This window comes from Planktothrix tepida PCC 9214, from assembly GCF_900009145.1.
GTDB classification, from domain to species: Bacteria; Cyanobacteriota; Cyanobacteriia; order Cyanobacteriales; family Microcoleaceae; genus Planktothrix; species Planktothrix tepida.
This window is the reverse complement of record NZ_LN889782.1, coordinates 333,917-354,691: the sequence shown is the minus strand read 5'-3', so window position 1 is coordinate 354,691 and position 20,775 is coordinate 333,917. Positions and strand designations below refer to the sequence as shown.

Annotated in this window: 19 protein-coding genes, 2 tRNA genes and 1 pseudogene; 9 read left to right on the top strand and 13 right to left on the bottom strand. The window is 42.8% G+C overall.

Annotated elements, in window-relative coordinates:
• The first annotated feature begins 247 nt into the window (after positions 1–247).
• From PL9214_RS04510 to PL9214_RS04495, 4 genes are all read left to right on the top strand, one after another.
• Complete coding sequence (locus tag PL9214_RS04510) at positions 248–493, top strand: hypothetical protein (protein ID WP_072717651.1); 246 nt, start codon at positions 248–250, stop codon at positions 491–493.
• On the top strand, positions 490–750 hold the full coding sequence (locus PL9214_RS04505; protein WP_072717650.1) for a type II toxin-antitoxin system RelE family toxin: 261 nt from the start codon (positions 490–492) through the stop codon (positions 748–750). The genes PL9214_RS04510 and PL9214_RS04505 overlap by 4 nt, the downstream gene beginning before the upstream one ends.
• A 202-nt stretch (positions 751–952) precedes the next feature.
• Complete coding sequence (locus PL9214_RS04500; protein ID WP_072717649.1) at positions 953–1,651, top strand: SRPBCC family protein; 699 nt, start codon at positions 953–955, stop codon at positions 1,649–1,651.
• Between the two features lie 38 nt (positions 1,652–1,689).
• Positions 1,690–2,856 (top strand): zinc-dependent alcohol dehydrogenase, encoded by a 1,167-nt coding sequence (locus tag PL9214_RS04495; protein ID WP_072717648.1) that lies wholly within the window; start codon positions 1,690–1,692, stop codon positions 2,854–2,856.
• A gap of 52 nt (positions 2,857–2,908) precedes the next feature.
• On the opposite strand, the gene PL9214_RS04490 is transcribed toward PL9214_RS04495, so the two are convergent.
• Complete coding sequence (locus PL9214_RS04490) at positions 2,909–3,946, bottom strand: AI-2E family transporter (protein WP_072717647.1); 1,038 nt, start codon at positions 3,944–3,946, stop codon at positions 2,909–2,911.
• 129 nt (positions 3,947–4,075) lie between these two features.
• Here PL9214_RS04490 and PL9214_RS04485 point away from each other — a divergent pair, with 129 nt between their 5' ends.
• Complete coding sequence (locus PL9214_RS04485) at positions 4,076–5,023, top strand: WD40 repeat domain-containing protein (RefSeq protein ID WP_245824172.1); 948 nt, start codon at positions 4,076–4,078, stop codon at positions 5,021–5,023.
• A gap of 112 nt (positions 5,024–5,135) precedes the next feature.
• On the opposite strand, the gene psbA is transcribed toward PL9214_RS04485, so the two are convergent.
• Positions 5,136–6,218 carry a photosystem II q(b) protein gene (gene psbA, locus PL9214_RS04480; protein WP_072717645.1) on the bottom strand — a complete coding sequence of 361 codons (1,083 nt, stop codon included), beginning with the start codon at positions 6,216–6,218 and terminating at the stop codon, positions 5,136–5,138.
• Positions 6,219–6,596: 378 nt separating this feature from the next.
• The gene (locus PL9214_RS04475; RefSeq protein ID WP_072717644.1) at positions 6,597–7,496 is read right to left on the bottom strand and encodes an alpha/beta fold hydrolase; all 900 of its coding nucleotides are present in this window, start codon (positions 7,494–7,496) and stop codon (positions 6,597–6,599) included.
• 410 nt (positions 7,497–7,906) lie between these two features.
• Between PL9214_RS04475 and PL9214_RS04470 the strand changes: the two genes are divergently transcribed.
• Positions 7,907–8,395 (top strand): ATP-binding protein, encoded by a 489-nt coding sequence (locus PL9214_RS04470; RefSeq protein WP_072717643.1) that lies wholly within the window; start codon positions 7,907–7,909, stop codon positions 8,393–8,395.
• Positions 8,396–8,502: 107 nt separating this feature from the next.
• Here the strand turns inward: PL9214_RS04470 and PL9214_RS04465 are convergent, their stop codons facing one another.
• Positions 8,503–8,781 (bottom strand): DUF6439 family protein, encoded by a 279-nt coding sequence (locus PL9214_RS04465; RefSeq protein WP_072717642.1) that lies wholly within the window; start codon positions 8,779–8,781, stop codon positions 8,503–8,505.
• Positions 8,782–8,869: 88 nt separating this feature from the next.
• Between PL9214_RS04465 and PL9214_RS04460 the strand changes: the two genes are divergently transcribed.
• Complete coding sequence (locus tag PL9214_RS04460) at positions 8,870–9,256, top strand: sll0565 family protein (protein WP_072717641.1); 387 nt, start codon at positions 8,870–8,872, stop codon at positions 9,254–9,256.
• A gap of 174 nt (positions 9,257–9,430) precedes the next feature.
• Here the strand turns inward: PL9214_RS04460 and PL9214_RS04455 are convergent.
• From PL9214_RS04455 to PL9214_RS04430, 7 genes and pseudogenes are all read right to left on the bottom strand, one after another.
• Positions 9,431–9,503, bottom strand: a tRNA-Thr gene (locus PL9214_RS04455).
• A gap of 113 nt (positions 9,504–9,616) precedes the next feature.
• Complete coding sequence (pyk, locus tag PL9214_RS04450; RefSeq protein WP_072717640.1) at positions 9,617–11,398, bottom strand: pyruvate kinase; 1,782 nt, start codon at positions 11,396–11,398, stop codon at positions 9,617–9,619.
• Between the two features lie 179 nt (positions 11,399–11,577).
• On the bottom strand, positions 11,578–12,042 hold the full coding sequence (locus PL9214_RS04445; protein WP_072717639.1) for a COP23 domain-containing protein: 465 nt from the start codon (positions 12,040–12,042) through the stop codon (positions 11,578–11,580).
• A 44-nt stretch (positions 12,043–12,086) separates the two neighbouring features.
• Positions 12,087–12,176, bottom strand: a pseudogene (locus PL9214_RS32165) (glycosyltransferase family 2 protein); the annotation flags it as partial.
• A gap of 142 nt (positions 12,177–12,318) precedes the next feature.
• Positions 12,319–12,401: transfer RNA gene (locus PL9214_RS04440), tRNA-Leu, on the bottom strand.
• Between the two features lie 48 nt (positions 12,402–12,449).
• Positions 12,450–13,571 carry a nicotinate mononucleotide-dependent phosphoribosyltransferase CobT gene (gene cobT, locus PL9214_RS04435; protein WP_072717638.1) on the bottom strand — a complete coding sequence of 374 codons (1,122 nt, stop codon included), beginning with the start codon at positions 13,569–13,571 and terminating at the stop codon, positions 12,450–12,452.
• A gap of 32 nt (positions 13,572–13,603) precedes the next feature.
• Positions 13,604–14,815 (bottom strand): RNA-guided endonuclease InsQ/TnpB family protein, encoded by a 1,212-nt coding sequence (locus PL9214_RS04430; RefSeq protein WP_072717637.1) that lies wholly within the window; start codon positions 14,813–14,815, stop codon positions 13,604–13,606.
• 299 nt (positions 14,816–15,114) lie between these two features.
• On the opposite strand from PL9214_RS04430, the gene PL9214_RS30450 reads away from it, so the two are divergent.
• Positions 15,115–16,212 (top strand): sensor histidine kinase, encoded by a 1,098-nt coding sequence (locus tag PL9214_RS30450; RefSeq protein WP_139294965.1) that lies wholly within the window; start codon positions 15,115–15,117, stop codon positions 16,210–16,212.
• A 15-nt stretch (positions 16,213–16,227) separates the two neighbouring features.
• Here the strand turns inward: PL9214_RS30450 and PL9214_RS04415 are convergent, their stop codons facing one another.
• Entirely contained in the window at positions 16,228–16,974 is a 747-nt protein-coding gene (locus PL9214_RS04415) for a DUF2232 domain-containing protein (RefSeq protein ID WP_072717636.1), read from the bottom strand.
• Between the two features lie 21 nt (positions 16,975–16,995).
• Entirely contained in the window at positions 16,996–17,703 is a 708-nt protein-coding gene (locus PL9214_RS04410) for a Crp/Fnr family transcriptional regulator (RefSeq protein WP_072717635.1), read from the bottom strand.
• Between the two features lie 438 nt (positions 17,704–18,141).
• On the opposite strand from PL9214_RS04410, the gene PL9214_RS04405 reads away from it, so the two are divergent.
• The gene (locus tag PL9214_RS04405) at positions 18,142–20,661 is read left to right on the top strand and encodes a hypothetical protein (RefSeq protein ID WP_072717634.1); all 2,520 of its coding nucleotides are present in this window, start codon (positions 18,142–18,144) and stop codon (positions 20,659–20,661) included.
• Positions 20,662–20,775: the final 114 nt, after the last annotated feature.

The following is a 20,775-nucleotide window of genomic DNA, read 5'->3' as shown; positions in this document are numbered from 1 at the left end:
CCCGGTTTCTCGATACTCGGTGGGGGTTCAGAAACCGGGTTTCTTAACCTATCTCTCGGTTGAGTCACAAAAGTTATGGCAGAAACCCGGTTTCTCGGTTTTTGATTTCAGCTAAGATAAATTCAATATTTGCTTAACTTCATCTAAAGAAAAAATAGCGATCGCTCTTGACCAAACTCAAAACCGAATCGGTTATACTGGGATTTATGTTTTAATTTGTACCCAAGAAATAGGTAGGATAAAAATTATGACAACAACGATTCAAGTTGATATTTCCTTTGATTCATTAATTACAGCAATTAAATCCTTAGATTTATCCCAAAAACGTCAGCTTTTAGAAATTTTAGAAGATCAAATTTTTGAAGCAGAAGAAGAACTAGAAGAAGACCCCAAAATTATTGCTGAAATTGAAGAGGCGCGTCAAGCTTATCAAAGACGAGACTATCAAACCATTCAAGATTACATTGCAACTCACCCTGAAAAAACAACATGAGTTATACGGTTATCATTCCTAAACTTGTTCAGAAACAGTTAGATAATTTACCCGAAGATATCCGTCAACGAATTACTGCAAAAATTTTGTCTCTTACAATAGAACCTCGTCCAATAGGAGTTAAAAAGCTCAAAGGCTTTGATAATGAATACCGGGTTAGAGTTGGTGACTATCGAGTTCGTTATGAGGTTAATGATAAAATACTAACTGTGTTAGTTCTTCACTGTAAACATCGGAGGAATATTTATCGAGAGTAGAGTTTGTTATCATTGTTAGTCATCATTTTCTGTTCGTCCCTCACTAACTTTGGAACGGTTATACAATTAATGGAAATATACTCTCTACCAAAAGATATAAATTAATCATTAATTTAATTTAATATTGTTTATGCCTTTTGATTGACGTAAATTAAAGTGAATTCTTCCTATGCTGAATCAAAAGGTGGGCTAGGAAAATTTTATGGAAGAAATAACTTCAACTCCAAAATATGATCATCCTCCCTCAGAAGAAAATCCCAGTGATTTAGAACGATGGGGATCTTTAATTGGGGGAGGTGCGTTAGTATTAATGGGGCTTCAACAACACTCCTTAAAAGGCGTTCTCATGGCGATTGCAGGGGGTGGTTTAATGTATCAGGCTACTCAAAATAAAAGCACCCTTCATCAAGCTCAAGAAGCGTTAGGCTTAAATAAAAGCCAAAATATTCGAGTAGAAAAAACGGTTACGATTAATCGTTCTGTGGACGAACTTTATGAATTTTGGCGTAATTTTTACAATTTGCCAAGATTTATGAAACATATCAAATCTATCATTGTTTATGATGAGCATCGTTCCCATTGGGTGGCAACAGCGCCGTTAGGAACAACCGTTGAATGGGATGCAGAAATTATTAAAGATGAACCCAATCATTTAATTGCTTGGTCTTCTGTAGAAAATGCAGAGATTGGAAATTCAGGGTTTGTTCGGTTTCAACCTGCACCCGCACACCGAGGAACAGAAGTTAAAGTTGTGATTGAATATAATCCTCCCGGTGGTGGGGTTACAACTACTTTAGCTAAACTGTTTGGAGAAGAACCAGAACAACAAATTGGGGATGATCTTAACCGATTTAAACAGTTAATGGAAGCTGGAGAAATTGCAAGAAATACTGATCAATAAACACTTGACATTAACAATTAAATCATGGAGAATTTAAGATGAAAGCAGTTTGTTGGCATAGTTCAAATGATGTTCGGGTTGACAATGTTCCTGACCCGAAAATTTTAAATCCCCGCGATGCCATTCTGAAAATTACATCGACTGCCATTTGTGGTTCCGATTTACATCTTTATGATGGCTATATTCCAACGATGAAATCGGGGGATATTCTCGGCCATGAATTTATGGGGGAAGTGGTGGAACTCGGCTCCGAAGTCAAAAATTTAAAAATTGGCGATCGCGTCGTCGTTCCCTTTACGATTTCTTGTGGTCATTGTTTCTTTTGTAATCGAGATTTATGGTCACTGTGCGATAATTCCAACCCCAATAAATGGATGGCTGAAAAATTTTATGGTCATTCTCCCTCTGGGTTATTTGGCTATTCTCATTTGATGGGGGGATACGCCGGAGGACAAGCAGAATATGTTCGGGTTCCCTTTGCGGATGTCGGGCCAATGAAAGTTCCCGATGGTTTAACTGATGAGCAAGTGCTATTTTTAACTGATATTTTCCCAACGGGTTACATGGCGGCGGAAAACTGCAATATTCAACCGGGGGATATCATCGCTATTTGGGGATGTGGCCCGGTGGGTCAATTTACCATCCGCAGCGCCTTTATGTTGGGTGCAGAACGGGTCATCGCCATTGACCGTTTTCCTGAACGCTTGCAGATGGCGAAAGATGCAGGTGCAGAGATTATAAATTATGAAGAAGTTGATCCGGGGGAAGCGCTGAAAGAGATGACGGGAGGACGGGGGCCAGATGCCTGTATTGATGCGGTGGGGATGGAAGCCCACGGAACCGATGCTATGGCCCTGTATGATACGGTGAAACAGGCCGTCCGCTTGGAAACCGATCGACCCTTTGTGCTGCGACAAGCAATTGTAGCCTGTCGGAAGGGGGGTACGGTGTCCGTTCCGGGGGTTTATGGGGGATTTATTGATAAGATGCCAATGGGGGCAATTGTTAATAAAGGATTAACATTGCGATCGGGTCAAACCCATGTTCATAAATATTTACATCCCCTCTTAGAACGCATTCAAAACGGAGAAATTGATCCTTCCTTTGTGATCACTCATAAACTGCCTTTAGAAGATGCTCCCAAGGCTTATAAAATTTTCCGGGATAAGCAAGAAAACTGTATTAAGGTGGTTTTGAAACCTTAATTAAATCCACCCTAGCTATCAGGGTTGTTTCCTGATCTAACAGCCCTGTAGCTTACTCTTCTGCTCCCCATTTATCAAATAAATCGTTGAGTAAAAGTTCTTCAATCCAAGTTTTACTAACAACCGTTAAAGGTAACGCCAGAACTAAGCCGAGAACCCCGAAAAATGTTGCGAAAAAGATTTGAGCCGTTAAGGTAATTGCAGGTAACAAATCAACTTGTTTTTGCATAACAAGGGGACTAAACCAATAGCTTTCTAAGTTTTGAATAATCACATATAATATAATCACTACCAGAGCTTTCCAAGGCGCATCTAATAAAGCAACAGCAACCGGAAAAATCACACTCGCTGTTGGCCCAATATTGGGAACAAAATTAAACATTCCGGCTAACAAAGCATGGGCAAAAACAAAGGGAATTCCTAAAATCAGCAGACCGACACCACTCAAAAACGCAACAAAAGCAGAGGTAATCACAATACCCCCCATCCATTGTAATAGAGTCGTTTCACATTTTGATAAAATGAAATCTGCCCGATGGCGATAAAAAGAAGGAAATAAACGCACGAATCCCTGACGATAAGACTGGGGATCTGCTAATAGCATCAAAGCAAAGATTAAGACCAATAAAAACTGTAAAAAATTTGCAATGGAGTTAGAAAAAAACGCAAAGAAATTACCCAATAATTTTTGAGCTAAAGGCCCAAATTGTTGCGCCAGTTGGGTAACATTGGGAAGTTCAATATCCAGTTTAGGCAACCAAGTGGGGGGATTTTCAATTAGTTGGTTCACCCAAATTCGCAACTTATCATAGCCGATAGGAACCAATTTGATTAATTCTTGAAACTGGTCTAAAAACGGCGGCAAAACCAGACTAATTAACACAACACCCATGAACACAATTAAGGCGAGGGATAAGAGAACCGCCACCCCCCGTTTCAGGCCAAACCGTTGTATCCGACGCACTAAACTATTAATGGCAATCGAGAAGACAACAGAAGTAAACAGAAGCAGCAAAATTTGTCGAAACTGCCACAGAATAATAAGGGCAATGATTAAACAAAGGAACCCGATCCAATCTGTCAGTTTCAAGACATTAACTCCTATTTGACGCTTGTTAAAATCCCTATTTACACAGGTTTAGCCTAATATCCACAACTTGAAAATCAAGATGGCTTTCATAGAACGGCTGAGGTTTAAGATCAAAAGTGAGAAATGCAGATGATAGTCAATATGCTACAGCCTCAACTTTTGAATTGGGAATGTCGTGATACTCGATCCATCCATACTGATTCCGTCAGAGTCGTTGCCATAAGTTGCGATGGCAAATTTCTTGCCAGTCGAAGTGATGATACCACATTGCAACTTTACAATCTGGAAACCTCTTCCACCCCTAAGATCCTGGCTGATCACTTAGAACGAGAATATCCCGGCTATGGGTTAGTATTCAGTCCAAATTCTCCCATACTGGCCGTTGAATGTGACAAAAATATTCAACTTTGGGATGTGATCACCGGTCAACATCGGGTTTTAGACTTGGGGTTATCGGTTCCGATCTGTTCTTTAGCGTTTAGTCCTAATGGTAAACTTCTGGCTGCTGGAAGTTTTGATGGCATCATTGGGTTTTGGGATTTAACCCGTGATCAAATCCTTCCGGCGTTCAAAGCTCATTCTTTTCCGATTTGGTCATTGGCCTTTAGTCCTGATAGTTTGTTTTTGGCTAGTGGAAGTGGAGATGGAACAGTGGGATTATGGAGTTTAAATGGCCAGCATTCTAATGCTCTTTTGGTGGGTCATTCCTTTCCCGTTTGGTCAGTGGTTTTTAGTCCAGATGGTTTGACTCTTGCTACTGGTAGTGAAGATCACACGATTAAACTCTGGTGGCTGGAAATTGGTCAGGAATTAGCAACTCTGATCGGTCATTCCGGTGCGGTGAAATCCCTCGCTTTTTCTCCAGAAGGCAAAACTTTAGTGAGCGGAAGTCAGGATAAAACGTTGAGGCTATGGCAAATTAGCCCAGATTTACAGGTGGGAACTTTGTTAAGCTCCATTCACACCCTCACAGGTCATGAAGGTTCTGTTGAGACGGTTGCTTACAGCCCTTCTGAACGTTTGATTGTTAGTGGTAGTACCGATGGAACTATTAAACTGTGGCGGACAGTTGATTAAATCTATTAATCAAAATCTCTCAGGTGTCAGGGTGTGACTTGTTAAGGTAATCGTGAACAACAAAAAACGCCCCCCTTTCGGAGAGCGTTTTTTGTATGATTTCGGTTAAAAATTAACCATTGATAGAAGGAGCAACCAGAGCAACGGGAGCAGATTCACCCGAAGCTAAGTCTAAGGGGAAGTTGTGAGCGTTACGCTCGTGCATCACTTCCATACCTAAGTTAGCGCGGTTTAACACATCAGCCCAAGTATTGATCACGCGACCCGTAGAGTCGATGATGGACTGGTTGAAGTTGAATCCGTTCAGGTTGAAAGCCATTGTGGATACACCTAATGCGGTGAACCAAATGCCGACCACAGGCCAAGCGCCTAAGAAGAAGTGTAAGCTACGGCTGTTGTTGAAGCTGGCATATTGGAAGATTAAACGTCCAAAGTAACCATGGGCTGCAACGATGTTGTAGGTTTCTTCTTCTTGACCGAATTTGTAACCGTAGTTTTGGGATTCGGTTTCGGTGGTTTCACGCACCAGAGAAGAAGTAACCAGAGAACCGTGCATGGCGGAGAATAAGCTTCCACCGAACACCCCGGCAACTCCTAACATATGGAAGGGGTGCATCAGGATGTTATGCTCGGCTTGGAACACTAACATGAAGTTGAAGGTTCCAGAGATACCTAAAGGCATCCCGTCAGAGAATGAACCTTGACCGATGGGATAGATCAGGAATACGGCGGCTGCTGCTGCAACAGGTGCAGAGTAGGCGACGCAGATCCAAGGACGCATCCCTAAACGGTAGGATAATTCCCACTCCCGACCCATGTAGCATAAGATGCCGATGAAGAAGTGGAAAATCACTAACTGGTAAGGGCCACCGTTGTACAGCCATTCATCTAATGAAGCTGCTTCCCAGATGGGATAGAAGTGTAAGCCGATGGCGTTAGAGGAAGGAACAACTGCACCAGAGATGATGTTGTTTCCGTATAACAGTGAACCAGCGACGGGTTCACGGATACCATCGATGTCCACTGGAGGAGCAGCGATGAAGGCGATGATGTAGCAGATGGTGGCGGTTAATAACGTCGGGATCATCAGAACACCGAACCAACCGACATAAATCCGGTTGTTGGTGGATGTGACCCAGTTACAGAACCGATCCCAGATTGAGGCACTTTCGCGCTGTTGAATCGTGGTTGTCATGTTAAGTATGATTGCGATTAAGTTTTCGAGGTACGTTTTGTATGTATGTACTTTACTTTAGGGCTTTTGTAACGGTTTGTAAAGTCTTTTCACTTAGTATTTAGTGATGAATGCTATAAGCTGGGCTAATGAATAACAGTGAGGTTATAGGTATATATCGGCAGCGTTGTGCGATTCGTCTGGTTGAAATTGTGATTGACATTAATACTTAGATGGGTGTAAGTCTGCTTTTCATCCCATGAAGTAGGGTAGAGGTTTTTGAAGAAGTGCGATCTCTCTGGGATTAGTATTTTCTGGTTTCTAAGTTCTACCTAGAAATAATATTCGGGTGGCAGAGCCACCTAAAATCAGAGGCTATGCCTCTGATCAGACATTTAATTATACCTGCCTACTTAACACCCAAGACCGAATCAAATCATTCACTTGTTCAGGAACTTCATCATGGGGACAATGACCCGCCTGGAGAAAATATTCCTGTAATTGGGGATAATATTGATGAAACTTGTGGCTACGTTCTCGACAGTTCATCCAGGGATCACCTTCTCCCCAAATTAACAATAGAGGACAGCTTAACTGATGTAACAATACATCCACTTTTTCCCCTTGAGGACTTTTGAACACCGATGCAAACACCTGCGCCGCACCGGGATCACAGGAGGGACGATAAATTTCTTCTACTAATTGATCGGTAACCGCATTGGGATCAAGATAAACTTTCAATAGGGTTTTGCGAATTATAGAACGGCGTCTTGTCCATTGGAAAATTAAAAAACTCACCCAATCTTGACGAAATAGCGATCGCATCGTTTGAGAAACCACTTTTTTCCATAGAGGGGGTTCAGGACGGGGATCAGTTTCCGTAAAAGGCCCCGCACTGTTGAGTAAAATAACACCTTTGGCCGTTGATGGACATTGGGAGGCAACACAAAGGGACGCATACCCCCCTAGGGAATTTCCGGCTAAAATTACAGGCTGACCGATCACCTCTGTAATAAAGTCCTGAAGCTGATCTCGCCACAGTTGACCACTATATTCGACCTGGGGTTTTCCAGACCGACCAAACCCTAATAAATCAATGGCCCAGACTTCAAAATCCGATTGTAACCCTTGTATATTTTTACGCCAGTGATCCGTAGATGCCCCAAACCCATGAACCAGAAGCAGGGAGGGACATTGGGGGTGGCGTTCACCCACACGCACATAGTAAATCAATTGATCCCGCCATTGCCAATATTGTCCGGGGATCACGTCAGAGGGGAGTGTTGGGGTTGTGATCATGTTGCTTTATCAAGAAATATTAAGTTACATTAATAATATTAACAAAAACCAGAGAAGCAGAATTGACTCTTTAGTCTTCTGTATCAATAGCTACTAATTTTTATTCCTTAGATAAACACAGAAGAGTTATTTTGTCATTCTCATCAACACTGCAATCTAAGTCCTCTCTTGGCTTGTTTTCTTCAAAATCCTTTGATTTCTCTAGGGTTGAGCTTGTTTGTAATTCATTTATAATACAAAAATATACACTATTTTTCAAAATTAATTGTGTTTTTTCTTATTCTTTTGGTAATCTAATGAATGAACGGGTACTCACGCTCACCCACTCAGATTAAATTCCATAGCAGGAGAGAATTTACAACTATGCAGGGTGTGAGGTTTATCCACCACGTTGCCAGGGAGTTTTCCGTGTGATTGCTTTAACATCGCGTCCGGTTAAACGAAACTGGGTCACTATTAGCTTTGCTTCTACCTTGTATCTCTGTCCAATCTTGGACTTGCTTCTGGCTGACATTCCAGACCTGTTGCAAGCCGAAATTCGCCTGGGACTACAAGAAGCACTTGTGAATGCTGCCAAGCATGGCAACAAGCTAGACCCCAGTAAAACAGTCGTCGTCCGCTTTAGTCTAATTCAAGATCATTGCTGGTGGATTATATCAGATCAGGGTTGTGGTTTTAAACCGCCTTGTAAATGTCAATTACAGGACGAGGTTGATTATAAACCCGAAATCCAAGATTCTGATTTACCCCATGACGAACACGAATGTGGACGAGGGTTGTATATTCTTTATCAAATTTTTGATCGTGTGCAATGGAATCGAACGGGAACCGAACTCACGTTATGCAAGAAAATGGTAACACCTTACCTTATGAACAACAGGATTGGTAATCGTTTTTAGACCTTAAAATCAGTCACAAAAACCTTGTTCATAGCAAGTTTAGATCTCACCTTGATTTTAATTGTCTTTGTGTTTTTATGCCGAATCTTAGAGGAAGTTGGTGAGGCTTACGACCGTTTTTTGGAAGTTGTTCCATGGGTGGGACAAGGAGGGGCTGTAATCCTTCGTTCTAGCCAGCCAACCGCTTGATTTAACCGAGGGATCACTTCTTGTGGCTGATTTTTGAGTAAAAAGACTAAGGCGGCGGCTAAATGTTCCCCAGCGCGAGCATTGCAATTTGACTTGAGGCGGTGCCAGTCTCGTTCGGGGATGGCTAATCGTTCTGCCAAAGCTTGAGCGAGTTCTAATGTGCTATACTCGCTGAGACTAGCTGTGCGGGGACTCATCTGATGGTCTGAAAGGTCGGGAGTTTTGGAGTGGAGGTTAGTCATAAGGATAATTTTAATGGCGGGGTGAATTCGGTCTTGTATTATTATGCCAAGTCAATCATCATCTCAACCACCCTCACCGAATAATTTGACTGAGGATGGGAATCAAGACATTGAACAGGGCTTAGCAGAGGTTGAACAATCTCTGATAGATCTTAAAGCACGATTAACCCAAATTCAACAAGATCAACAACGTCAACTTGAATTGAAGAACCGCATTGATGAAGTGATTCCTCAAATTCGTCAAACCAAGTCGCAACAATTGAAAGACGAATTAAAACAGTTAAAAACCCAGTTAGAAACTTTAGAATTTAATTTAGAAAGTCGTTTGGTCACTTGGGGAAGTTTCAAGGAACCTTTTTGGCAAGCCGTTCGTTTTGGGGGGTTAGGAATTGTGATCGGTTGGATCTTAAAATCTTGTTCAGGGGGATAGCGAGCGCTGTAATTTCTATAATGGGGAGTAGGGTGATTGGCTCATTTTATTCGGAGGGTAGAGTTAGATTGAGTGAAAGTTGAGTAACTCAGTTAGTAGAGCGATTCACTTTTAATGAACAGGGAGTTGGTAAAAGCACGATCAGCTAACGCTTTGCTCCTTAATAAATTTGAAAGCTGCTTATCGGACTTGAACCGACGACCTGTTCATTACGAGTGAACCGCTCTACCAACTGAGCTAAAGCAGCACTGAATTGATATCAGCACAATATTGAATCTTAGCAAAAGTTCATCTCAAATGTCAACTTTTTTCAGGACAACTGGAAAGACAATGGCAGCCACTCTCTCTCCAAAGCCGAAATTACAGGTTATCGGGAAGGGAACCACTGGTAGCACCCGAATACACGATACCGCGCTCCATATCTAAGGTCAAAATAACCCCATCTCGAATCATGCGAGTAGCATTCTTCACCCCCACAATCACAGGAACCCCTAACCGTAAACCAATGATCGCCGCATGGCTGGTTAAACTATCCGCTTCTGTAACCACACCCACCGCCTTTCGCATCGCATCCACAAAATCAGCACTGGTTTGGGGTGTGACTAAAATGTCTCCCACATTAAAATCGCCCAATTCTCCGGCACTGCGGGCAACCCGCGCTCGTCCGGTTACACAACCTTGACCAACGGCGGTTCCTTTCCCTAAAGCAGCCGTGACCACTTCCACCTTAATTAAATCCGTAGATCCCGCTACCCCTTGTAAGGTTCCAGCCGTTGTCACGACTAAATCCCCATCCGCAAGCAGGTTTTTTTCTCTAGCCACCGTCACTGCCGCTTGGAAGGTTTGGTCAGCCGAAGGTAAATCTAAAACTAATAGCGGTTTCACCCCCCAGACTAAACTTAACTGTCGGGCGACTTCCACATGAGGGGTAATCGCTAAAATCTGGGTTTGGGGTCGAAATTTAGAGACGTTACGCGCTGTAGACCCGGTTTTAGTTAAGGTCATAATAGCTGCGGCATTTAACTGATGGGAAATTTGCCCCACCGCCTGACTAATAGCATTAGGAATAGAACGTCCGGTATCTTCGACTTTAGAAATATTGCGAGTCACGCCATCTTGTTCAATTCGCGCCGCAATTCGTGCCATGGTCGCCACTGCTTCTACAGGATATTTGCCAACAGCTGTTTCATTAGAAAGCATCACCGCATCAGTACCATCCAAAATCGCATTCGCCACATCGGAAATTTCCGCACGGGTGGGTCGAGGATTATTCACCATGCTATCTAACATCTGAGTAGCAGTAATCACCGGAATTCCCATGCGGTTAGCGGTGAGAATTAACCGTTTTTGTAATATCGGCACATCTTCAGCCGGAAGTTCTACTCCTAAATCTCCTCGTGCTACCATGACGCCATTACACAAAGCCAGAATTTCTTCCATTTGTTCAATGGCTTCATGTTTTTCAATTTTGGCAATCACCGGAACATCTTTTCCGGCGCTGGCGATTAATTCTTTAATTTCTAAAACATCCTGGGGATTTCTAACGAAACTTAAAGCGACCCAATCAACTCCTTGATCTAAACCAAACATTAAGTCTTTTCGGTCTTTTTCTGTCAACGCTTTAATCGACAGATAAACCCCTGGAAAATTCACCCCTTTACTATTAGAAAGGGTTCCACCAACGACCACACGACAATATAAGCGTCCCTTTGCTGGTTCAACTTTCTCCACGAACATCTCAACTTTACCGTCATCGAGGAGAATAATTGCCCCTTCTGGAACTTCATCGGCTAAAGGTTGATAAGTTACGGAGGAGATTTCCTGAGTTCCGACGACATCCTCGCTGGTGAGAATAAACAAATCATCTCGGTTGAGAACAATTGAACCCTTCTCAAATTTACCCAATCGAATTTTAGGCCCTTGCAGGTCTTGTAAAATTCCGACGGGTTGATTGAGTTCAAAGGCCGTTTGCCGGATCATGCGAATACTGCGTTGATGATCCTCATGGGTATTATGGGAAAAATTCAACCGTAGAGTCGTTGCACCCGCTTCAATCAACGCGCGCAGAACTTCAGGCTTCTGTGTAGCAGGGCCAATTGTAGCGACTATTTTGGTTCGGTGCAGTAGATTTTGCGGTTGCATGACTCAATAAACTTCTAGGGAATTATTTGTAGAGACATTCTCTGGAATATCTCTACAAAGCATAAAGAAAATTTAACCATGTCAGGGACACATAACGATAAAGAATTCAGAATTGGGTGTTTGGGAGGTAATTACGAATTACGAATTACGAATTACGAATGGGTTTTGGGTTTTATTGCCTACTTTGGAAAATAACGGGGATTTAACCGTGTTCCAGTGCCACCATCGTTGGGGTCGAGGAATTGACGCAGGGGGATTCCTTGACGATTTCGAGAACCGCCTAAGACTCCTCGAATGATGTCTCCGGTGCTTTTTTCATCGACGAGGGTATAAATGCCTTGGGTGTTTTGACCACTATCCGCAATAACCAAGTTTTGGAAAATGCGATCGCGCACAAATAAGGGATCTTCCCCAGGAGGAACCGTTAACACAATCCGACATTGAGGAACATCTTCGGTTGTGGCGCACAATGTATTATAACCGTTTTCAATCGCTGTACTCAGTTCAGATAACCCATCGGGACGATAGGACTCTAAACGGCGACTAATTTCGGAGCAACGGCGTTCGGGTGTCCATCCTCCTCCCATATTACTGGGAACGGCCCAAGCATAGCCTTGATTGGGTTGACTCACCGGATAATACATGACGGTATATTGACCGCCAATGACTTCACATCTAAATCGCGCCNTAAGCCTAATTTTTTTAACCTAACCCCTAGTTCTAAATCTTCCCAACCATATTGTTTAAATTGACAATCAAATAATCCCGCTTCCTGTAGTTCTGAGGATGTTTTTGATCACAAAGCAGCCGAAGGTTTCATTTATGTTTGGGGTTTAACGACTCGCGTTTGGTCGAAAAAAATGAGAGGTTAAATTCATCAGAGGGTGAGTCCTTGCTCACCCTACGAACCAATCAAGAAATGCGGACAAAAGGACTTGAACCTTCACACCATTACGGTACTAGAACCTAAATCTAGCGCGTCTACCAATTCCGCCATGTCCGCGTTTTTTGTGCCAATTGGTATTATAGCAGAAAATTATCGAATTTGACATTAAGACAGAGAAATCATGCGATCGCAAATACCCTCAACGGCTTGTAGCAATTGGGAGTTATCCCAACCGAGAGCCAAATGAGCCGCAATAGCAGCCCCCCCGGCTCCGACCCCTTCCTTCACATACCCTTGTTCGTAGGCTTGGAGTTGAGGATAACGGGAACCCCAAAAATTCAGTTGGGTGGCTAACAGGGGAACCCTTCCCACCGCTTCCGCTAACCCAACCGTATCTCCCGTTTCATCCTCCGCCACCCAACGAGTTGTTCCCACCACAATTTGCGATCGCTCCCATCCCAGGTCTAAAGCCATGGCGATCGCCTCCACTAAACCATATACAGCTAACATTTGGGTTCCCCCCGCCAGTAATACCCCAACCCTACGACTGGCAGAAATCGCCATTCCCGCCACCACAATTTGCATCGGATCACCCACCGCCGCTACCAACTTTAAGGGATCAATACCCTGAAATCCCGTCTGTGATAAGGGCCAAAACCCCGCTTGCTCTAAACCTGTTGTGGCGATCGCTAATTTTTGCTGATGATTACATTGGGGATGGCTACTATTGACTTTTCCCATAGCCGGAAAGCCCAACCCTAGCAATATCGCTAAAGCGGTTGTGGTTCCCCCCACAACACACTCCGATAAAATCACATAACTATTTTCAGCTTGTTTTGCTAATCGTTCTCCCCAGATTAATCCTTGCTCTAACAGATGTTTGACCGTTTCTAAGGTCATCGCAGCACCCGATGTTAAACACTGGGCCCGAACGCCCCCTAAATTCACAGTGGGAACCGAAGGGGAAACCGATAATCCCCCATTAAACACATATAAAGGACAGTCCAACGCTTCCAGAACAGCACGAGAGATTAAGACCGGAGAGGCTCCCTTCTCTAAGGGAGGTAAGGGATAATGAGCTTGGGGTTGGGGGCCATTGTAGAGAAACTCCGCATCCGCCACGGCTGTATATTGTCGAGTCTCTGGGGTGGCTCCAGCAGCAGAAATGCCTGGAATTAAAGCGGTGGCGGTAAATCCCAATACACAAGCAAATACAGGGGAACAACCTTGATAGCGGTCTAACCAATGATTTCCTAGGTCAAACTCAGTATAAACGCGAACGGTCATAAAAATAGGGTGGGAGGTTGACACTCCCCAGCCTAAAGGCGTGGGGATTCTTGGTTCAAGGAGATTACTTGCTTAGACAGAATTACTTCTGAGAAAGTAGAGGTATTCTCTCCCCAAGCGTTTATTGGGTCTAGCCCAAAAGTTCCTGTATGCCCTACAGTACCTAACCCTTTCTTAAGGATATTGATAGCGGCGTTTTCATCGCGATCTAAAACACATCCACACTTGCATTGATGGGTTCTAGTTGATAGAGATTTTTGGACAGTTTCACCACAGTTTGAACAGTGTTGACTTGTATAGTTCGGTGGGACAGCAATCGTGATCTTGCCGAATTTAACCCCAAAATACTCTATCCATTCTCGAAACTGATACCATGCCGCATCATTTATCGATTTAGCTAGACAATGATTCTTGACTAAGTTCTTAACTCTTAAATCTTCGTAAGCTATCACATCGTTAGAGTGAGCTACGCACCTTGCTAACTTTACAGCAAAGTCTTTACGTTGCCTACTTACTTTAAGATGAGCCTTAGCTAATCTTGCCCGTGCCCTTTGACGATTTTTACTACCTTTTTTCTTTTTAGATAATCGTCTTTGAAGTCGTTTTAATCGTTTCTCCGATTTTCTCAAGAATTTAGGATTTTCAACTTGGTGACCCTCATGGTCTGTATAGAAGGACGTTAAACCTATATCTAAACCAATACATTTACCTGATGGTTTAACATCTTCTTTAACGTCACAAGAAAGCACAAACTGACAATAATAACCGTCGGCTCTACGAACTAATCTAACCCGTTTAATGTCAGACTGTTTAAAGTATCCTAAATCCCAAGTCCCTTTTAGTTTAAGTGTTCCAATCTCCTTTTTATCGCTAAAATGAATAGTTTTTGGATCAATAAGTTTCCATCCCGTTGTTTTATACTCAACAGAGCGGGAAAATTTTTTAAACTGAGGATAGCCTTTCTTTCCGATTACCTTCTTTTTGCAGTTATCAAAGAAACGGGAGATAGAAGACCACGCCCTTTCAGCTGATGCTTGCCTGGCTTGGGAATTTAATTCACCAGCCAATTTAAAGTCGTGGGCTAAAACCCGACAATAAGCCGACAGATCATACTTATTTACACCTCTGTTTTCCATCCAATACCTTAAGCATTTATTGCGGATGAATTGAGCGGTGCGAATAGCCTCATCTATGGCTTGATATTGTTTTGTCTTAGCCTCAACTTTAAATTCTAAAACAAACATTTACGCTCTAGCCCAACGGATAAACCTATCCTAGCACACTAAATATTAAATTGGCAATACATATTTTAAAGCCGCCCTCCGCTACGCTAAAGGGCGGGGCTTTAAACCCAAATTTTCGGTAAAAAATCACTTTTGGCAGAAGCTATTTAACGATGCAGTATGGTATCAGTTGAGATGATCATTAGAGGAATTGGGAGTGAAGTACGTTCCTGATAACCATTGCTGTACTACCACAATACACCGTATAAAAGGAAGAGAGAGTGTGTTCTCTCAACAGTCACTTATCCACAACCAAAACGATGTCCAACCAAGCGTCTGAGCGTCTTAAACAAAATGCTGAAAGAATTATGCAACTGTGGGAGAAGCGGGTTCGTGATGAAGTCAGTGCATCAACACATCAAGATTCTCTTGTCTTGCAAGATTCCCTACCTCTGTACTTAAACCAACTAATAGAGGCACTCTCAGACAGAATGGTCAGGACATTTACCCAAATCACAGACAACCAGGTAGAAAGCACTCGGATTGGCAAGCAACATGGGCATGAACGGGCAGGGTATGCTGACTATTCTATGAGTCACCTCATTTTGGAGTATCACATCCTCCGTCAAGTCATCTTTCAAGTTTTAGAAGAAGAAGCCCCTTTAGGAGTAGAAGATCGAGACATTATTATCGGTTCTATTGAGCAAGCCGTTAATGACGCTGCGACTCAATTCTCCGAAACGTTGCGAGATATTCAAGAGCTCTTTATGGTGACGCTCACCCACGACCTCAGAGGGCCGCTGAATGTGGTCAAACTGGGAACTCAACTGACTCTGCGACGGCTTGAACGAGGAGACTCCCACATTGATGTGGCTGCGAGGATGCTCGGTGCAGTTAATCGGTTAGATTTAATGATTCAAGATCTGCTTGATGCGAGTCGGTTGCGGGCAGGACAGAGCTTAAAAATGAAATTTGAAGAATGCAATTTAGAGGGATTACTTGAGGACGTAGCAGAGGATTTAAGCTTCGCTTATGGTGAGCGGTTTGTTGTCGTTTCTGATGCTGATATCAGGACTTATTGCAGTCGCAAAGAAATACGACGAGTGATTGAAAACTTAGCCATTAATGCGGTGAAATATGGTGATCCGAGTACGCCGATTACCCTTACCCTCCAGCAAACTGAAACACAGATTAACCTTACTATCCATAATCAAGGCAAGCCGATTTCCCTAGACGCTCAATCAATCCTATTTCAACAATTCCGTCGAACTATTAGTGCTGAGGATCAAACAGGCTGGGGATTAGGATTATTTTTAGCCAAGAGTATTACAGAAGCCCATCAAGGAACCCTTGAGGTTGAAAGCGGAGAAGGTCAGGGGACAAGTTTTATTATCAAGTTACCGAAGGTTATGCTTTAAATATTTTCCAACAGGTCATTCATAATCTAATAAAACTTGTACCCATTTCGGAGGGCGAGGAATCGGGCTATTGAGACGATCTAATAAAAGCAAAGATACCAGATGAACCACAAATAAATAGACAATACTATTAATAAAAATCATCAAAACAGCGATCGCTTGAACTAACATTAAACTCGGTTGAGCCAAAATCCCTAACTTAATAAAAATCCATTCCGCCAGGGAAGCGATTTGGACAGTGCCATAGGCCCACAAATCTCGTCCTAGAAGGATTGACAGTAACCAATACTTAAAGAAAAAACCAATCGCCACAATCACAGACCCGATGGAAATAGACATCCACCAAGCTGCACCCCGTTTCCACATTCCTCCCAAGACCACCCCTAACCACCCATAGGGAATCAAAAACACAATACTGCGAGTCGGCCCCATCAATACTGATAATAATAAAAATGAAGCTACAGCCCCCATCACAGAAGCTCGTTTTCCCCAGCGTAAATATAACAGTGCCATCGGTAAAGAGAAAAATAACCGCAGCACTGGCCCCATCGGAAAATAATAATTAACAAACCAAATTAAGCTCGCAGCACTCGCCAAAAAAGCGGTTTCAACTAGGATGAGAGCGTTTTTATGGGAAGGGGATACCGAACGCACAGAGCTTGAAGTTGAAGCAGAGAAGGGATCACAATCAACGGATGCAACACTCTGATGCTCAGGTTCAGAGGAGCAAGCCGGGGATCTTGATGGGGAGGAATCACTCATGCAATCGCGAATAGAGTTGTATTAGACCAGCATCCGTTCTAGGGCATGGACATCAGGAATGCTTAAAATATCTCGTTCCCGATGAATTAACCCTTTCTTTTCTAGTTTACTCAAAACGCGAGTTACCGTTTCTCGTGCCAATCCACTTAAACCACTTAACTCTCGATGGGGAAGGTTGGGAATTTGGGTTCCTTCGTTAGAGGTTTTTCCCTGACCTTCAGCCAGAAAGAGTAAAATATCAGCAACCCGTGAGGTACTATCGGATTCACGCAATCGTAGACGTCGATTCACCTGACGCAAACGCCTTCCCATTAACTGAGCCAGTCGCATTCCGGCGCGAGGCTCTGTTGTAATTAACTCCACGAAATCCTGAGCCGGCATATTCCCAATTAAGGTAGGAGCTAATGTGATCACATCCGTAGACCGGGGAACCTCATCTAAGGCTGCCATTTCTCCGAAGAGTTCACCTTTACCTAAAATATTTAGCGTTACTTCTTTACCATCCAAATTATAGGTACGAATTTTGACCCAACCATCCAAAATAAAATAAACGGAACTCCCCCAGTCATTTTCTAACAAAATAACTTGGTTTGCCGGATGGTTTCGACCCACAATATGAGATGTCGCTTTCTCAGCCGCGTCTGGGGGCAACCCTTGAAAGAAAGGCGTTGAGAGGATCATCTTGTGGATATCAGATTGATTGTCACGGGAGAAATACCGATCTTCCATGAGGCTGTGATACTACTTATAAATTCGCGATCTTCAGTAGCTAATCAAGAAAGTGGGTTTTTAGTGGATTGCCTGTAAGGAGAATTACTGCTCAAGAGTGTCAATCCTTCCAAAATTACCCCTATCATATTAACTAAGATTCCGCCTCTGTTGATTCCAACAGGAATAACAAATGACTGAGCAACTTTCTATTTTAGAACGATTAGGACACAAAAAAGTTAAACTGGTTTAGTTTTTAACAATCTTGCCCCTCGGTCGCGATGTTCCAATCCACCCCAAATCTTAACTTGGCTACTTGAGTGCTTCTGAAGCCTAACATATTATGTAGATAACAACTGCTTTAATCTGGGGAATCCTGAAGATCAAGCGATTGTGGAGTTAGGAACGTACAGAACGCATCAACCAGTCCCATTTTATGATTATTGAGAGGGTTCAGCCTTGAACGTTCAGAAAGAGCAGATCCAGGCACTCATCGCCGAAATTGACGAGGTTCTAAGCCAACCCAACTTACGTTTACCTTGGGTTGTTTTTGGGGAAACCGTCACACGCTCCCGTCAAGTCCTAGAGCGTGTGCGAAAATATTTGGTCTTTCTTCAGCAACAGGTAGACGAGGGGGCTCTCCTGTCGCCGATGGAGACCCAGCAATCTGAATCACCGGGAATGCGAGAACCGTTATGGCAAGCTATCCGCCGGGAAATGATTTATCTGCGTACCCATCTGACTCAACCTCTTCAAGAGGAGGTCGATTACTTACGCGCTGAACAACGGAGTTTAGTCCAAGAAATTCAACAATTAGAAGCCCGAAAAGCCCAAACTCTGGCACAAATCCAGCCCCCATCCTATCAACAACAACTCAGTCGTGAATTTTTGCAGGAGTTCATGACTCGATTACAGGATAGTTTGATTCATAATGTTACTGAAACGCTTAACCATATTGAAAACCGCTTTTTAGATTCGGTTTTATTGACTGAATCTAATTCCCTTCCAGCCCTTCCCTCCAACCCTTCGGACGGGTCACAAACTTCTGTTTCGAGTCTGACGCCTGCCCAACGCTTAGAACAGATGCGACAGTTGCAAGCTCAATCGGATCATTTGTTGATGACGCTAGATTCAAGTCTGAGCGTGATCTTTGAAGCGTTACAACGGAATCTACAAACCTATTCTGATTCCCTTTCCCAAAGTTTGGAACGGATGCACAGTTTGGGGAAACAAGGGGAAGTGATGTTTACAACGTTGGTTAACCAACTGGCTCAACAGGTGGGTCAAGAAACGTCTTCCTATTTACAGTCTTCGTTACAATTAACGGAATCTGAATCCCCAGTCATTGGGTTAGAGGAAACAAAGAACAGAGAACCGGAAATTGTACAGTCTGTGATTACTCCTCCGGTTTCCTCTGATGAGGAGTTATCTTTCACAGTTGAGGAATTTTTACCCTATGCGGGGGCAGAAGTTCCCAGACAACCTGGGGTAGGTTTTACCGTGTCTCAGGAGATGGCGCAAGCACAAGAGGAAGAAGAGAAACAACCGGACACGATTCAACCTTTATCGTCCGTTGAGGTTCAATCTCCTCGAACTATTGAAGAGGAGTTAGAGTTAAGACCGGAGGAACCAGGCTTTTCCTTGGCTTGGGATGAGTCGGTGTTAGAGTCAGAAAGTTCTGATGCTGATTTAGACTTAGAAGCGTTATTTAATGGGGCAGAAGAGAAAGAATCCGCGATTGTTAATATTACCGAACCAGAGGAAATCGATTTATTTGGGGAAGATGTTGTTTCCCTAGAAGCAGAGAAAGAATCTCCGATTGTTAATATTACCGAACCAGAGGAAATCGATTTATTTGGGGAAGATGCTGTTTCCCTAGAAGCAGAGAAAGAATATCCGATTGTTAATATTACCGAACCAGAAGAAATCGATTTATTTGGGGAAGATGTGGAAATCCTTGAGGAATTTGATGAAGATGAGGAGGATCTTTCCGAAGATATAGAGACTCTATTATTAGATGAGGAAACACCAACGGAGGCTGAAGGACTTCCAGGGGTGAATGAATCAGATTTTAATAGAGACACAGAAGAAGTATTAGAGGATTCAAAAACAACAGAATCAATACAAAATGAATCTGTTCTCAGTCTGAATTCTTTGGATTTGTTCAATGAATCGAACCTAGATGTTTCCCAAGAATCTAAGGATTTGGAGTCTGAGGCTATTGTTGCTGAGTTCTCGATTCCTGTGGTATCTAATCCCTTTGAGGAAACCTTAGCAGATTTAAGCGATATTTTTGAAGAACCCACCTTTGAGGATGAATCCCCTGTTAATTTAGGTGTGGTGTCTGCCCGAACTCAAGAAATGCTGACAGGTATTCCAACTGTGCAGAAATCTCCTTCCCGTAATCTTGAAAAGCAGACCGCCAGCTTGGAAACGGATGAGTATATTCAAGCTTCTCCAGATGAAAATTTGCTTCCAATCTCCTTAGAAGAAACCAGCGATCAAGTTGATTCTCGGTTATTAATTGGTCGCAATACTTTGGAATTTTTAGAAGCTGATTTGTTTAATTTAGAGCAAGTAGAATCAAAATCAGAAATCAGTTTTCCGACCAAAAATTCCTCTGAAAAATCCCTGAATCCTAAACTTAAATCTCAAACCCTAATTCAAAAACCAACCCTAGAAGTAGTGCCAAAATCATCCTCACCTGAAGAAGTCATTACCTTTGAAGATTTATTTAGAGATATTGGGATGGAACCCCGTTCAGCGCAATCAGTTCCTGCTCTCAGTGTTAAACCTTTAAATGTCCCATCGGAAGAGGCTGAAAATTTGGTATCTCTACAAAGTTTTTCGGATTTAACATTAGATGATGTCTTCAATAGTTTGAATCTAGCCGAGGAAACTCCCCTCCGGTTGGATAATGAACAAGAAGAAGAAAATTCACTCAGTTTGGAAGCGTTGAGTCAAGAATTTTATCAGTAATCAGTGTAGAGATGGGCTATGGCTTGTCTTTAAGAGTTAAAAGTTAATTCACTAATTAAAGTTAACTAATAACTGATAACTGATAACTGATTAATGATAACTGATTAATGATTA